We start from the raw sequence: 15,073 nt of genomic DNA, 5'->3' as shown, positions 1-15,073 counted from the left end.
GGGAGGCTAGGTGGTGGAAGTACGACTAATTGGTAACTGTTGGGGTGACGATCGCAAGGGGCGCTACTTCCGCCGACAACGCTACGCCAACGGGCAGTCGTACTGAGCTTCTAGGTAGTACGGCGCCGGCCAGGGCGGCTTTGCAGTAGTGCGCTACTGCGCTCGTCGCCACGGGCGCGGGCGACGATCAACGACGTGCCAGCCGTACTGCAGCTCGAGGGTGTCGACAAGACCTACCGCAGGGGCGACGAGCTGGTGCGCGTGCTCGTCGACTTCGACTTCACGGTGCAATCAGGCGAATTCGTCGTCGTCACCGGGCCGTCGGGCGCCGGCAAGTCCACCCTCCTTCACATCGCCGGCGGGCTGGACGCACCCGACCGCGGCACCGTGGCGGTGAGCGGACAGAACGTGTGGTCGACGAGCACCGCGGCGCGCGCCGCATTCCGGCGGCGCAACCTCGGATTCGTGTTCCAGTTCTTCAATCTGGTCCCGATGCTGACCGCCGTGCAGAACGTGTCGTTGCCGCTGGTGCTCGACGGGATGTCTGCCCGCACCGCCGACGCACGCGCCGAGGAGTTGCTGGAGCGGGTCGGTCTCGCCGACCGGGCCCGGCACCTGCCAGCCGAGCTGTCGGGCGGACAACTGCAGAGGGTCGCGGTGGCGCGCGCGCTGGTGGCCCGGCCGTCGCTGGTCCTCGCCGACGAACCGACCGGAAACCTGGACAGCCATTCCTCGACCGAGGTGCTGGAGCTGATGCGCAGGCTGTCCGACGAAGACGGCGCGGCGGTGGTCGTGGTGACCCACGACCGGGTCGCCGCCAGCTACGGCTCCCGCGAACTGCACCTCGTCGACGGACGCGCGCACGCGGGTATGCCCGCCGCAGAGCAGTGATGCTTACTTTCCGGCGGGTCCACCTCGCCGCGCTGATCGCCGACTGGCGCCGCACCCTGCTCAGCGTGATCGGCGTCGCACTGGGCGTGACCGTGGTCCTCGGGGTGCTGATTCTCAAAGCCGAACTCGCCCGGCCATTCGACTCGTTCGGTCCGGCGCTCACCCACGCCGCCGACAAGGGCGTGCTCGAGGTCACCCCGAACGTGAGTGGCCGGTTGCCGATCGAGACGGTCAACCGGCTGAAGGCCGAAGTCACGGGCGCGGACGCGGTCATCCCGGTCGTCGCCGCCCTGACGCCCGTGGACGTCGCGGGGGACAGCCGTGGCTTCTTTCTCCTCGGCGGGTCATGCCAGATCGAGTTGCTCGTCGGCCCGTTCGACTGCGAGCAGCGCGCCCGCAACGAAAAGCCCGCGGACGGACCCGGTGTGCCACTGCAGATTCCGGCGGTCATCGCCGAACGACACGGCCTGGCACCCGGCGACGAGGTGCACATTCCCGGGCTGCCCGCCGCGTCGGCGTACTTGGGCTCGACGTTCCCCGAATTCGACCGGGTCGCGGGCATCAACGACGGCTATGTGCTGTTGGCGCCTTCGGCGGAACTTGCCGCGAACCTGCTCTCCACTCCCGGTTACGCCACGGCCGCGTTCGTACTGCCGAAGTCCCGCAGCGACATCGCCGACGTCACAACGGATGTGGAACGCGTCATCGCCGGCGTAGCAACGGCCGGCCCGCCGCGGCCGCACCTTCCCGCGGTGTTCGAAAACGCCACGCAGAGCTTCAACCTCACCGCGGCGGCCGGCATCATCATCGGCATCCTCATCGCGGTGAACACCATCCTGCTGGCCGTCGAGGACCGGCGCGCGGTGATGGGAACCATCGGCGCCATCGGTGCCAAACCCCTCGGGTTGTTCGCCGGGATGCTCTGCGAAGGTGCCGTGGTAGGCATGTTGGGCGGATTACTGGGCATCCCAAGCGGTTTCCTGCTCGGAACGTATCTGGTCGACACGTTCGGAAAATCGATGCTGGCGGGCTCCGGGGGTACCATCACCGCGCACTTCACCCCGGGCCTGGTCGCGCTCGGCGCCGGCGCGGGGATCATCTGCGGAGTGCTCGCGATGACGGGACCGGCGGTCAGGCTGGTCCGGGACGGGCCGCTGGCGTCGATGTCCAGCGTCGGCGGAGTGCAGCGGGCCAGAACCGTCCCGGTGTGGCCGCTAATCGCCGGCGCGGCCATGCTCGCGGGTTCGTTCGTCGTGTTGCAGGTCTTCGAGCGGGGCCGCCTGCCGCTCAACGTGGGCATCAACGGCATGACGTTGGGCCTGTGCGGCTTGGTATTGGCCTCGGTGTGGATCGCTCCGCGCGCTGCCAGGGTGTTGATCGAGGCGCTGACGGCGGTGCGTCCTGCGGTCGCACGCTTGCTGGGGGCCGACTTTCGGCGCTACACACTGCTGTTCGCATTCTCCGCCGCGCTGTTGGCCGAGGGCACCAGCTTCGCCATCGGCGCGCACAGCATGCAACTGCTTGGCACCGACCAGATCGCCGCTCAGAAGGGCGAACTGCTGCCCGCCGCTTTGTTGATCAGCGCGCAGTCCGTGCTCGATCAGCGCGACGGTCGGCTTTCCGATACCACGTTCGAGGCGGTGGCCCGCGCCGCCGAAGGACGCAGCGTGTCCACCCGCTGGCGATCGATGATCTCCTCAGGGACGTCGTCGCGCTTGGTCGTCGGCGTTTCACCCGGCGACTGGTACAGCCAGGGCGTGTATGCGCCGACCGCTGGAGCTGACCGGTTCTGGGCGGACCTGCGCGGCGGGGACATCGGTCTGAGCGAGATTGCCGCCGGCCGGCTCGGCGTTGCGGCGGGTGACACCGTGACGCTGCCGACAGTGCAAGGGCCCCAGCAATACCGGGTGGCAGGCCTCTTTACCCCCCGGATGGTCAACGACGCCGCCGTCGGTGACATCGTGTTGGTCTCCGACACGCTGGCGCGCACCGATTGGGCCGCCGGGCGCGACCAGGTCGCGGTGGCGTACCCGTCACCGGCGGACGCGGCCACCCACCGCGCCGACTTCGTCGACCTGGATGCCGGATTGTGGGTCTATGACGACGAGCAGTGGCGTTTGGAGGCCACGGCCGGGATCACCCGATTCTTGCGGCCGTTCACCATCGGCGGTTACGTGGTCATGGCGGCTGCCGGTCTGAGCCTGCTGAACGTGTTCGTGCTCGGGCTTGTGCAACGTAAGCGCGAACGGGCCGCGTTGCGAGCGATCGGGGTGACCGCAGGCCAGGAGCAGGCCGTGATCATCGCCAACGCCGGCCTGCTCGGCGTGCTGGTCGCCGGCCTGGCGGTGCTTGGCGGAATCGGGCTCACCTACCTCTGGTCGCTGGGCTCACCGGTCTATTACGGCATCAAGATCGATTGGGGCGTGCTGCAGTCACCGCTGCGCACCGGTGTCGTCGCGGTGTTCGCGCTCGTCCTTGCGGCAGCGGCGTACCCCGTAATCCACGCGCGGCGACTGGAGACGGTCGAGGTGTTGCGAACCGGTTAGGCGTGCACCTCGCGGTGCATTCGCGGTATGTCATCGTCTGCGCGCCGGAACCGGTGCATGTGCTCGTAGACTTCGGCACTGGACAGTACCTGGAACTCCCTGGGCGGCAACGCCATCTGGAAGATCAACCCGCGCTCACCTGCGCCCTCCATCAGGACACCCAGGCCCGCGACGGGCACCTTCATCAACACCGTGCAGTACGACACGAAGGCGCCTTCGAACTGGAGACGGTAAAGACCGAAGCCGCTCAGGTTGGTGACGAGCGGATTCCAGCGAGCCGGGTCGAACGCGGTGGACACACACCGCGCCGCACGCCACCGCCCAACGGTGTCCAGGAACCGTTGGTTGATGCGCATATCGCAGTGCTGATCGGCGAAGTGATTCACGCTGTCGCGAATGCGTTCGGCGGTCGCGCCGGCAGGCTCTGCGCGCCGCAGGTCCACGTTCAGCGTCGTGATGATGTTGCCGACCAGCATCGGATCGAGCCCGCACCGAACCCGGGCGTTCACCGGGATCGCCAGAGTGCGCCGCGCCACCGCGGGGTCGGCCGCCATGATCGCTTCGCAGACATGGGCGCACACAACGTCGTTGCGCGACAGAGGCATTCGGGTTCCGTAGGCGCCACGCATGCGCATGATTTCGTCGTCCCCGAAGTAAAAGCTCACGGTGCGCTGCTTTCGTGCAGCGTTGGCCAGGTACAGCCCGCTGCGGAGCAGTTCCGCGAGGCCCAGACAACGCACACCCGGTGCGCGGGCGCCATCGGCTGGCAAGTGCTCGTCGAGGTAGGCAGCGCGGTCCTCGACGATGAGCGGTTCTGCCGCCGGCTCGTCGGCCGCCGCCGCGGCCCAGGTGTTCATGAAGATCATCAACGTCTGCATGTCCCCGATGACGTGGTGCCAGGAGAAGCCGATCGCGGTCGCATCGTCGGTCAGGTGCGTGACACGAACCTTGCACAGCGGGCCAGCACCCCAGCGAGCGATGGGACCGTTCACCGGGTCGATGAGCCAGCCTCCGTCGTCCTGGGATGCCGAACGGATCGCCTCACCGAGCGTATGGGTCGACGACGCCGTCGTGAAGGGCACGCCCTGCCCTTCACACCGAATGCGCATCCGGCCGTCGACCAACGCCATCCGCCCGGCGAATACCGGAACCTTGGTGAGCGCGTGGGCGAATGCATGAGCAAGTGCCCTGTCGTCCAGATGCCGCTCGAAGAAGAAGACGAAGTGGCTCGCCAGGTTCGCGACGATGGCATCGCCGACATTGCAGCGGATTTCGAGCCGTTGCGCATGCGAGGGTTTGATCAGCTGGGTCGACACGCTGGGCCTACTTTCGTCGGTGCACTACGACGCGGCCGCCGCGTCTCGGGACGTGGGCGATGCCCCGGAACCGGGACTTTTCGTCGGGGGCGTCATCGGTGGTGATGCAGAAATTTCGCAGCACGGTCCGCAGCACGATGTCCATCTCGGCGATCGCGAAATCAGCGCCGAGGCACCGTCGCGTTCCGCCGCCGAACGGCAGCCACGCCGACGCCGATGGCCTGACGCCCAGGAAGCGATGCGGATCGAACCGCTCGGGATGTGGGTAGATCTGCGGATGGCCGTGCAGATCGGCGATGCGCACGAGCACCGTGCGGCCCTGCGGGATGCGCCACTGCCCGAGGTCGAAGGCCGGCGCGTTGACCCGGCGGCCGAACACGTCGATGACCGTCCGCGCGCGCAGCAGCTCCAGTATCGACGCCAGACGAAGCGCACCCCCGCCCTCATCGACCTCGTTGACCAGTTCGGCGAGCACGTCGGGTTGGCGCCGCAACCTCTCGAACCCCCAGCTCAGCGCCGCGGCTGTGGTTTCGTGGCCGGCGCCGATGAAGGTCAACAGTTCGTCGCAGACCTCCGACCGGGTCATTGCGGCGGGGTCGCGCTGCTGCATGCGAACCAGCAGCGCGAGGACGTCCGTCCGATCGTCGAGCCTCGGATCGGCCTGGGCCTTGTCGATGAGCGTGAACACGATCCGGTCGAACACCCCGCGGAATCCGTCCAGCTTGTGCCACGGGCCGTGCCGCCTGGCCCACCCCGCCGGCGCAGGCACGAATGCCAGGACCTGCCCGAGTGTCATATAGGGCGGGACGATCTCACTGAGTTCGTCGAGTTCAGCGCCGTCAGCGCCAAGCACCAGCCGTAGGATCACCGCCAGGGTGATCCGGTTCATCGGTTCGAAGGTCCGAAACTCCTTGCCCGCAGGCCAATTCGCGCTCTCCCGTAAAGTCTCCTCCTCAATGACCTGTGCGCAGCCCTTCAGGCTCTGACCGTGCAGCGCCGGTGCGAGCAGCCGGCGCCGGTCGTGATGGCGGCTTCCGTCGAGCCCGAATGTCGAACCGGCGCCGAACCAGTTGCCGAGGTTTGGCGCCACGTTGTCGAGCTGGTCGACGCCCGCGGTGCACACCTGCCTCACCAGGGCCGGATCGGAAACGACGACGCAGCGACCGAACAACGGGACGTTGATCTCGAAGACGTGCCCGTACCGCACGGTCCAACGCCGCATCGCCGCGTGCCGAAAGAAGGCGAATTCGACACCGGTCACGAGTTTGGGTGCGCGCACCCTTGGCGGGTTCAACCCGTTCCGCGTCGACACGTCGCACGGGCTGGCCATGGTCGTGATCGTTGCGCGGATGCGGCGCGACGGTCTCAATAGTGCACTACTGAAATACCGTCCACTCGTCTGTGCGGTACTTATTCAGCGGGACTCGAGGAGCCGCTGTCCGAGGTATTCGTCGTCGCCGACGCCGGGCAGGATCGCGAACACCGCAGACCCGATCGTGGTGATCCACTCGTTGAGCGCATCCCCGTCGGCCAGCCGCCGCTGTACCGGCACGAACTGTTTGACCGGATCACGTTGGTAGGTGGCGAAGATGAGGCCGCTGTCGGTCGTCTGACCGCTGGGCGGCGGGTCATCGTAGTTGTAGGGCCGACGCAGGAACTGCTCATCTTCGGTGCGGCGTCTTGCCAGCGCGACGTGGGAGTTGGGCGGTATCACCGGAATTCCGGCGACGGTCGCGGTGAGATCGGGTTCGTCGAACTCGCGCTGTCCGGTCAGCGGCGCTCCGTTGTCGAGTCGCCGGCCGACCGCGAGTTCCTTACTTTCCCGGTCGATTTCATCCCAGGTGTCCATCTCTGCGCGAATTCTGCGCACCACGAGGATCGTGCCACCGATGAACCACGGCTGTGCGGTGCCGGGGTCCCACACGTGCCGATCGAACGCCTCGGCGTCGGTGAGGTTCACCGTCCCGTCGACCTGGCCCATGAGGTTGCGCATCGTCGTGCCCGACGCGTCGGACCCGCGTGCGTCGCGGAACCCACGCTGACGCCACCGCTGTGTCGTCATGGTGCGCACGTTCTTCAGCAGCACGCGGCTCGCGTGCGCCACGGCGACGGGGTCGTCGGCGCAGATCTGCAGCAGCAGATCGCCACCGCACCAGCGGGTGTCGAGTCGGTCGGTGCGAAATGCGGGCAGGTCGGTCGCCGTCTGTGGCCGCAGGTGCGCCAACCCGATGCGGTCGAACACCGCAGGGCCCAGTCCGGCGGTGACGGTGAGCCGCGCCGGGCGGTGGGCGAGCTCGGGTTCGGTGTCGGCCAGCGCCGGCTGGCCCTGGGTGAGCCTGGCCGCATCAGCGGTCCACAGTCGCAGGATCGCCGCCAGGGTGTCGCGCGGCGTGCGTCCGGCCTGCGGTGCGAGATCGAGCGCGACGAACAGCACGTGTGTTTGCGGTGCGGTGGCGATCCCCCCTTGATGCAGCCCGTAGAACGGCTCGACGTCCGCACCGAAACCGGTGGGGTTCGTCGCCGATTGGGCCGGTGCGCACTGGGTGAGGGCGGCGCCGGTGGCCAACGCGGCGGCGCCTCCGGTGAGAAGGCGTCGCCTGTTGAGCCGGAACCGGCCGCGCGCGGACTGCTCAACCATGGTCGTTCGAAGGCTGGTAGTGCTCGTCGGCGCCTGCGAAATCGCGAACCTGGGCGGTGATGGGCAGCGTCGAACCGTCCTCGAACACCACGGTCACCACGACGTCGGCGCCGGGGTGCAGCGGTTCGCGCAGGTCCATCAGCATCAGGTGGTCGCCGCCGGGCACCAGGTCACGCGTTCCGCCCGCGGGTACGACGAACCCGTCGTCCTTGGGGCGCATCGTCTTGGCGCCGGTGGCGTCGGGTTTCACCTCGTGAAGCTCGACGCTGCCCGCCGCCGACGAATCGCCGGAGACGATGTGCGCGTCGTGGTGACCGGTGTTGGTGAACGTGCCGAACACGGCGGCCATCCCCGCGTCGGCGGCGCTCGCCCACTGGTCGGCGATGGTGACCGTCTCGGCCATCGGCGGCTCGTCATGCGTCTGCGACGTGCAACTCGACACCACCAGTGCGACCGCGGCCAGCGCCGCAATCGTTGAGCTACGCATCCGAGAACTCCTTTTCCTTGACTTCGGCGGCACCGCGCCGCTGTTTGACCGCGCCGATCACCAGATCGACGACCACGAAAGCCGCCAGGCTCAGCCCGAAAAGCGGCAGAAACCAGCCGAGCGCTGCGGCTGCTACGACGAGTGCGACGCCCGCCGTCGGCGGCAGGTTGCGGATCGCTCCGCGAAGCGGTGGCGGGCCCACCGCCCACTGCGAACCCCGTGTCGGACGGCGTTGCCACCACATCTGATAGCCCCGGATCACGATCGTGATGAGCCCGATCGCGGTGAGCGCCAAAAATATTTGGTTCGGCCATCCGAAAAGGACGCCCATGTGCGCGTCGATCGCCCAATCGGTGAGCTTGGCCAGAAACGGCCAGTCGGTGAAGTTCACCCGGTCGGTGACGGCGCCGGTGTCCGGATCGACCGAGATGGCGTCGTGCCGGGTGGGCCAGTCACGCTTGTTCTCCTCCACCCGCCAGCCCTGTCCGCCCTGGGCCGGCGGATACATCCACAGCGGTCCGTGCAGTCCCACCCGCTCGGCGGTGCGCCACGCGGTGTCGGCGCCGTAGGACAGCGCGGCTTCTGAGCCGGTGCGGGGCCCCAGCGCGGTGTCGACGGTGGGCGCGGCGGTGTTGAGCTTCTGCTGGATGAGGTCCACGGATTGGCCGCCGTAACGTGACCACGTGATGCCGGTGACCGACAGCCCCAGCAGCGCAACGAGGATCCACACCCCGACGGCGCCGTGCCAGGACAGGGTCCGTCTGCGGTCCTTCTTGTCACGGTCGGGCAGCGCAAGACGACGCAGCTTCTGGGTGTCTCGTCGGTGCAGGTACCAGAGCACCAGTCCCGCCAGGGAGATCACCCACAGCCAGCTGGCGGCCAGCTCGCTGTAGTTACGTCCGATCTCGTCCAGGTGCAGCGTGCGGTGCAGTTCGTCGAACCACGCCCGCAGCGGCATCCACTGCCCGTAGGTGGTCAGCGCGCCGCGCAGCTCTGCGGTGTAGGGGTCGACGAACACGGTGCGCGCGTAACCCGGTGGCACGTCGTCGACCAACAGCCTGACCTGTGTGGTCTCGTCGGCGGCGGCGGGCGGCCGGATGCTTTCCACGGCACCGACGGGATGGGCAGCGCGCACTGCGGCGACTTGGTCGGCGAGCGGCAGGCGTTGCTCGCCGACGCGATCGACGGTGAGCTCGTGGCGATAGACGGCGTTGTCGACCTGCGGGATCACCGCGTACAGCAGGCCGGTGACGGCCGCGATCAGGATGAACGGGCCGACGAACACGCCCGCGTAGAAGTGCAGGCGCAGCAGCAGTGCGCGCAGCCCGCCGGGTTTCTTGCGAGTTGTCATATGTGCGATGGGCTTTCAGATGTGGGGCTGCGTGCCGACGCAGCACGGGGTGCAACGCAGAATGCCGCCGTGATCGCGGCTCAGCAGGTGGCCATCAGCGAGATGGCGACAGGAATCGGAGACTTGACGCTAGACAGCCAAAGCGGGCGGGGCGCGCATGCCCAGCCCTGAGCGAAGCAGGACGGGTTGCGCGACAACGCTATTGGCAGTCCAGTGCCGAGCGCGCGAGGTCGCGCGCAGCGCCCCAAGCGTGAACAACCGCAGCCAGCACAGCACCGACTCGCATACGACGTACAGGTACTCCACCGCTGCGATGGCCGCACCGAGCACAATGGCCGCTGCGGCGTGCGCGGCCGCCATCGACGGGGACATCCCGAACCCGCCGAGGCCGTGGTGGTGGCCACCGAACAGCGCCAGCGCCCAGTGGCCGAGAAGTTGGGTGCCGCCCAATGCGGCAATGACGCCGACAAGACGACCGTGCCCACGGCCCGCCGGCGCGGTGCCGACCGCCGCCCCCGCGGTGGCGCACAGCAACAGGACGACCATCAGCGCAGCGCCGTGGGGAAGTCGGTCGTCGACGGCGGCGTGAGCGCCGACGGTGAGCAGCGCCGAGCATCCGCCGACCAGGCCACCGCGCAACCAGCGCGCCCGTATTCTCGGGGTGCTCACGCGCCAAACCTTACCGCGTCGCTACTACAGCGCCTAGTAGACCGCGAGCGGCCGGCGCACACGGCAGCCGAATTCCCGGGCGAATACGGTGCATGCTGACATTTCCATAAAGGCGACCACTCCTACGGCATACCAGAACTTTGCAGTTGCAACTAATGCGTGGGCGGTGACGAGTTTGCTGGAGAATGATTTTCGACCCACTGATCTGCCATTGTCTACCAAGCGAAATGTACAAATCTTCGCTGCGTCGACGCGTGCGTCAATTATTTCGTGAAACCACCCCACCAGCGAAGCCGTGACGAGGTACCTTGCCCTCTGACTGCAATCGCGCCCGCCATAAGTGGAATGGCGAATGCAGCCAGCGCTTCTTTAGCGACGAGGGGTGTAGCGCTGGCGATGCACGTCTTTCCATTAGCGGGCTGCGTTTCGTCACGTGCACAGCGCTGCGAGGGGGGCAGGACATTGACCGCCGAGGTGGTATTCGTCGATGAATTCGATCGGGCCAGCGCCGCTGACGAGATAGTCGTGTTCGAATTGGATGGCGTCCGGTACGAGATCTACCTGTCCCGAGAGAATGCCACAAAGTTGCGAGATGCTTTCGCTGCGTGGATAGGTGCGGCGCGTCAAACAGCGACCCGCCAACGTAGGCACCTATTCAGCACGACGCTTGACTCCGCCGAGGCCGCCGCCATGAGACGCGCCGCGATTCGCCAGTGGGCCTGGACGTACGGCCACGGTGTGGCCGTACACGGTCGGATACCACGCGAAGTCCTCAAGGCTTACGAAGCTGCCCACGCGCGGAAGGTCCGGCACACGACCTGACGGCTCGACTAGAAATCAGAGCCGTTGCACTACGAAAGCCGCTCCCTCACCGACCATGCCGTTGACGCCGTAGACGTTGTGCGCGAAGGACGGTCCGCCGACGGGCGCGCCGTTGCAGATGGTGTCGTCGGGTGCGCACAACTTCAGCGTCTTCTCGACGTACGACGGGCCGATCACGACCGGCGGAGCGCCGATATCACGCATGAACCGATCCGACGGCATGGCGATCAACACCACCGCAGCGACGTGCTCAGCAATCTCGTCGGGCATCGGCTTCGGAATGAACTCCAGGTACTCGGGCGGTATCTGCTCGGGAATCTCAGCCGCGGTCACGAAGCCGGCAACCACCGCACCCTGCGAGAAGCCGCCGAGGACGACCTTGGTGTCAGGACAGTTCGCCGCCGTTGCCTCGACCTTCATCCCCGCGTCGCGAATCCCGTCAATGACCGTACGGGCGAATTGGATTCGGTCACCGAACGCACTGCTCGCCGGGTAGTTGACCGGGTAGACGTCCAGGGTCTTGGGGCCCAGCTGCGCGCGGAGCGCATCAACGTACGCCTGGCCGATACCACCGACTCCGGGCGGCTCGCCGGTTCCTCGCGCGAACACCAGCTGCACGTCTGGGCAGGCCGGCGGCGGCGCAGGCACCGGAGCCGGGGGCGGCGGGAGCGGCTGGGCTGCGCTGAAGGGAACAGGACCCGCGAGCAGCGCCGCGAACATCGCCGCTGCAACGGCCAGCAGTCGAGCGATTCGCCGAGCGTTCATAGTCAACTCCTACACGTCATCGATATCCGCCAAACAGAAGTGCGACGGCCGTCGCCCGGAGACTCAGTACCCCGTAACGTTTGCTGGTAAAACCACGGCGTTGCGGGACTCATCCGGCCGTGCTGGGTTCGCTGACCTTCACCAGCATCTTGCCGATGTTAGCGCCGGTGAATAGCCCGTTCAACGCGTCGACACACGACTCGATGCCCTCGAAAATCGTCTGGCGGTGAACAAGGCGGCCGTCCTGCGCCCATTGGCGAAGCGGGCCGAACGCCTCCTCGAACCGGCCCCACTCGTCCAGCGCGTTGAACCCCTGCATCAACGCCGTGCGCGACAGCAGGTTCACGTAGTTGGCCGGCCCGGGATGCTCACCGCTCAGATAGCTGGAGATGACGCCGCAGAGGACGACGCGCGCCTTGGGGGCCAACCGGCCCAGTACCGCATCTAGGATCGGACCGCCGACGTTGTCGAAGTAGACGTCGACGCCCTTCGGGCAGTGCTGTTTGAGGCCCGCCTTGAGGTCGTTCTCGCGGTAGTCGATGCACGCGTCGAAGCCGAAGTCCTCGACCACCGCCCGGCACTTTCGGGGGCCCCCGGCAATGCCGACGACGCGCGCACCGGCGATCTTGGCGATCTGCCCGGCGACCGACCCGGTCGCGCCGGCGGCAGCGGACACCACGACCGTCTCCCCCGGTTGCGGTCTGCCGATGTCGTGCATGCCGAAATACGCTGTCGCACCGGTCGGGCCGTACACACTCATGACCGCAAGCTGGTCAACGGCCGGCCCAGGCACCGGCGTGGTGAACAGATCGTCGCGGCTGATCACGTATTCCTGAAACCCGGTCAGCGTGGTGACGACGTCCCCCACCGCATAGGCGTCGCAGCGCGACGCCACCACCTCGCCGATCCCGGCTGCGCGGATGACCTCGCCGAGTTGCACGGGGGGCAGGTAACCGGGCTGGTCGTTGAGCCAGGTGCGCGCGGCGGCGTCGATGCCGATGTAGGTGGTGCGCACGAGCGCCTCGCCGTCAGCGGGTTCGGGCGCCGGCATGGTGACCAACTCGGTGTCGTGGGGTTGCACCAACCCGCTGGGCCGGCGTCGCAGTACGATCTGGCGATTCATCAAGTCGGCCACGGTCGCGAAACTACCGGGTTTGGTCGCACTTTGGTCAGAAGGCGGCCGGGCAGCGATTCGCCCGCGGACCCGCTATGGTCGCGAAACTCCGAAATCGTCGGCGGTGCGCGGCACCTTCGCATAGTCCGGGCCGACGACCACAGGAGGAACGGCCAGATATACATGCAGTGCACCGAAGATGGCGCCCGCTAACAGCGGCATGGCCACCAGCGGGACGCCGGCGATGAACAGCATCACCGAGACGGCCAGAAGTACCTGTGAGCCGAACACCCACGCCCATCGGTGAGGCATATCGCGAATGTCGCTGTGGATGGCTTGCATTCGCCACTCCCGAACGAAATCGGTGTAGTCGAGCAACCCGTCTCGTCCCAGGGCATCCGATGCGGACCCGCACCAGTCGATGTAGGCCAGCGCCCGCTTGCGCTGTAGGACGAGGTCGTCGGCGTACGCGCGTGAGCGGCGGCGCACGAGCCATTCAGTGGCCACTGCTGCGTCCCGACGCAATAGATCCTGCAACTGCGCGCAGGTGACGTGCTGGCCGGTGGGTCGCATGGCGCCGGCGCTCACGCCGAGTCGACGTCCCACAGAAGATCCGCGCAGAACTCACGCCCGAAGTCACTCGACAGATGGGTCAACCGGTCGGCTTCGTTGCACGCGTCGGCGAGGGTCCAGATCAGCTCGTGGACGTCGGCGATATCGAGTTCTACCTGTTCGTTTCCGATACGGATCATCCGGGCGATGACCGCGCCGTCGACGTCCTGCAAGCCGGCGATCTGGACGGGCACCTGTTCGCCCCGGCGGGTGCCGAGGAAATGCCGTTCGATCTGACCGTCGTGGTTCTCCCAAGGACCGATGTCGGTGGCGTCGAGTGGAGGGGGCACGCAGTATTCATCCGAGTTCATCAGGAATGGCTCCGTTCTGGCCCGAAAACGAACACAGCGGCACCCGGAGATGTTGCCGCGCGAGCCCCTGACGTAGCGTGCCGTCGGGTGGTATAGCCAACGCAACTCCCCCTGGTGGTAACACGCCAGAAGATACCGAAAACCTGCAGGCCACCGACTATATTTCGGTGGTGGTTCACGGATTGGTCAGGCTCGTTGCAAGCCGGGCAATTTGACCGGTAGGCGAATCTGCTGGGCAGTCCATTGGCGTCAGTGACCGGCAAAATAACGGCAGCGTCAGACAGTTTCAAGCCGAAACTAACTCGTCACATGCAACCATGATGCCTACCCTGCCTTCGAGGGGTTTGCCACGAGCTTTTCAGAGGGGGTCAGCCGGCGAAAATTGCGACTTGGCCATTGCGGCGCGAACACCGTAAAAGCTAACTGCGGGTGGATTTCGCCGGGGCTTCCTGCTGTCGCAACGGTGTGCCGACGCGTCGGCAACTGTCGCCGAAACCCGTCATCTGTTGGCGCGTCAAGGAATTCAGGTACAAGGCGCGAACACCCTTGGCGTATGTTGCGAGGGCCGGTTTCAACCGGGCCCGTCCCTCGCGGGTGATGCTGGCGATGACGACCCGCCGGTCCTGTTGGCTCTTGCATCGGCGCACCAGCGCTTGGGCTTCCAATCGGCGCGTCTGCTGACTGACCCTGCTGGGAATCACGGCGAGGACTTCGGCGATCTCGCCCATCCGCGCGCAACCGTCGCCGGAGTTGGCGAGGAAACGCAGCAACATGACATCCCACAACGTGAGCCCGTGCGCCTCGACCAGTTGGCGGTTCAACGCGGCACAGAGTGCTGTCGCGGTCTCGCTGAACACCTGCCAGCACCGTTGCTCGGTGTCGTCGAGTCCCGGCAATCGACCAGTCGACGACTCGGGAGTGCTGTGCTTCACGGCGGGCAATGGTATGGATGCCGGTTGTCCATCATCGGAGCCTTCAAGGGCGATTCCGGCAATCGTCACAGATCCGCCCAGCCACGTTGAATCCTGGCAATGGGCGGTCTCGCCTCGATCGCCTGTTCATCGGTGTGTCGACGAGACGTCAGAAAACCCCCTCCGCGGCTGAAATACTTCAAATCACAAACGGCACCCCGGCGCCGATTGCAACGTGTTCTATACGTTACTAGTTGTTGTCTGACACCGTCGAGTTTCGCCTAAAACCGCAGTCCGAGCCGGTAACCTGATTTATTCAAATGTTTGCTACAAGTCCTAGGAAATGAACGTGTCTACGTCTTTGCCGACCAACCAATTGGTTGGTTGCGTTCGGTGGGGAGCAAATTCAATCCACAGAACTCGCGAATGCGGTCGTCTCTCGGTCGAGTTTGCAAGGAATGGCGCGCATCCGCTGCGCCATACCGATGAAAAGCATTGCCATCGTTGTCGCGAAGGTATCTGCCAGGGCAATCGAAAATGGACACCGGGCTCTTCATGTCGAGCCGGCGGAGCGCACCGCGTCAGCCGCCGCATCGAAATCAGCAAATGGTGCCGGCTCCGTCAACGGCGACCGGGTCCG

At 66.4% G+C, this 15,073-nt stretch carries 14 protein-coding genes; 3 read left to right on the top strand and 11 right to left on the bottom strand.

The genetic code is table 11. The features are described 5' to 3' along the window. The first annotated feature begins 195 nt into the window (after positions 1-195). Both K3U96_RS03665 and K3U96_RS03660 read left to right on the top strand, forming a co-directional pair. Positions 196-891 (top strand): ABC transporter ATP-binding protein, encoded by a 696-nt coding sequence (locus tag K3U96_RS03665; protein WP_220692111.1) that lies wholly within the window; start codon positions 196-198, stop codon positions 889-891. Beyond that, on the top strand, positions 891-3,437 hold the full coding sequence (locus tag K3U96_RS03660) for an ABC transporter permease (RefSeq protein ID WP_220692110.1): 2,547 nt from the start codon (positions 891-893) through the stop codon (positions 3,435-3,437). Before K3U96_RS03665 ends, K3U96_RS03660 begins: the two co-directional genes overlap by 1 nt. Here the strand turns inward: K3U96_RS03660 and K3U96_RS03655 are convergent. From K3U96_RS03655 to K3U96_RS03630, 6 genes are all read right to left on the bottom strand, one after another. Beyond that, positions 3,434-4,753 carry an acyltransferase gene (locus K3U96_RS03655; protein WP_220692109.1) on the bottom strand — a complete coding sequence of 440 codons (1,320 nt, stop codon included), beginning with the start codon at positions 4,751-4,753 and terminating at the stop codon, positions 3,434-3,436. The two genes, K3U96_RS03660 and K3U96_RS03655, sit on opposite strands and share 4 nt — an antisense overlap. Before the next feature lie 7 nt (positions 4,754-4,760). After that, positions 4,761-6,083, bottom strand: a complete 1,323-nt coding sequence (locus tag K3U96_RS03650) for a cytochrome P450 (RefSeq protein WP_220692108.1) — start codon at positions 6,081-6,083, stop codon at positions 4,761-4,763. An 84-nt stretch (positions 6,084-6,167) separates the two neighbouring features. Beyond that, positions 6,168-7,391 carry a Dyp-type peroxidase gene (locus K3U96_RS03645; protein WP_220692107.1) on the bottom strand — a complete coding sequence of 408 codons (1,224 nt, stop codon included), beginning with the start codon at positions 7,389-7,391 and terminating at the stop codon, positions 6,168-6,170. Continuing rightward, positions 7,384-7,878 (bottom strand): copper chaperone PCu(A)C, encoded by a 495-nt coding sequence (locus tag K3U96_RS03640; RefSeq protein ID WP_069407541.1) that lies wholly within the window; start codon positions 7,876-7,878, stop codon positions 7,384-7,386. The genes K3U96_RS03645 and K3U96_RS03640 overlap by 8 nt, the downstream gene beginning before the upstream one ends. Continuing rightward, the gene (locus K3U96_RS03635) at positions 7,871-9,229 is read right to left on the bottom strand and encodes a PepSY-associated TM helix domain-containing protein (protein ID WP_220692106.1); all 1,359 of its coding nucleotides are present in this window, start codon (positions 9,227-9,229) and stop codon (positions 7,871-7,873) included. The genes K3U96_RS03640 and K3U96_RS03635 overlap by 8 nt, the downstream gene beginning before the upstream one ends. A 129-nt stretch (positions 9,230-9,358) precedes the next feature. After that, positions 9,359-9,898 carry a hypothetical protein gene (locus K3U96_RS03630; protein WP_220692105.1) on the bottom strand — a complete coding sequence of 180 codons (540 nt, stop codon included), beginning with the start codon at positions 9,896-9,898 and terminating at the stop codon, positions 9,359-9,361. Between the two features lie 345 nt (positions 9,899-10,243). On the opposite strand from K3U96_RS03630, the gene K3U96_RS03625 reads away from it, so the two are divergent. Then, entirely contained in the window at positions 10,244-10,720 is a 477-nt protein-coding gene (locus tag K3U96_RS03625; protein ID WP_084223695.1) for a histone-like nucleoid-structuring protein Lsr2, read from the top strand. 15 nt (positions 10,721-10,735) lie between these two features. Here K3U96_RS03625 and K3U96_RS03620 read toward each other — a convergent pair whose 3' ends face one another. The 5 genes from K3U96_RS03620 to K3U96_RS03600 form a co-directional block, all read right to left on the bottom strand. After that, on the bottom strand, positions 10,736-11,485 hold the full coding sequence (locus K3U96_RS03620; RefSeq protein ID WP_220692104.1) for a cutinase family protein: 750 nt from the start codon (positions 11,483-11,485) through the stop codon (positions 10,736-10,738). 109 nt (positions 11,486-11,594) lie between these two features. Beyond that, positions 11,595-12,620, bottom strand: coding sequence for an NADP-dependent oxidoreductase (locus K3U96_RS03615; protein WP_220692103.1), 1,026 nt, complete (start codon positions 12,618-12,620; stop codon positions 11,595-11,597). A gap of 72 nt (positions 12,621-12,692) precedes the next feature. Continuing rightward, positions 12,693-13,106, bottom strand: coding sequence for a hypothetical protein (locus K3U96_RS03610; protein ID WP_220692102.1), 414 nt, complete (start codon positions 13,104-13,106; stop codon positions 12,693-12,695). Between the two features lie 77 nt (positions 13,107-13,183). Continuing rightward, positions 13,184-13,522, bottom strand: coding sequence for a hypothetical protein (locus K3U96_RS03605; RefSeq protein WP_220692101.1), 339 nt, complete (start codon positions 13,520-13,522; stop codon positions 13,184-13,186). Positions 13,523-13,941: 419 nt separating this feature from the next. Then, a complete protein-coding gene (locus tag K3U96_RS03600) occupies positions 13,942-14,454 on the bottom strand; it encodes a MarR family winged helix-turn-helix transcriptional regulator (protein WP_069407279.1) in 513 nt (170 codons plus the stop codon). Between the last annotated feature and the right edge of the window lie 619 nt (positions 14,455-15,073).

Source organism: Mycolicibacterium holsaticum DSM 44478 = JCM 12374, from assembly GCF_019645835.1.
Taxonomy (GTDB): domain Bacteria; phylum Actinomycetota; class Actinomycetes; order Mycobacteriales; family Mycobacteriaceae; genus Mycobacterium; species Mycobacterium holsaticum.
Note: the sequence above shows the minus strand (reverse complement) of the source record. Positions and strands in the feature narration are given on the sequence as shown.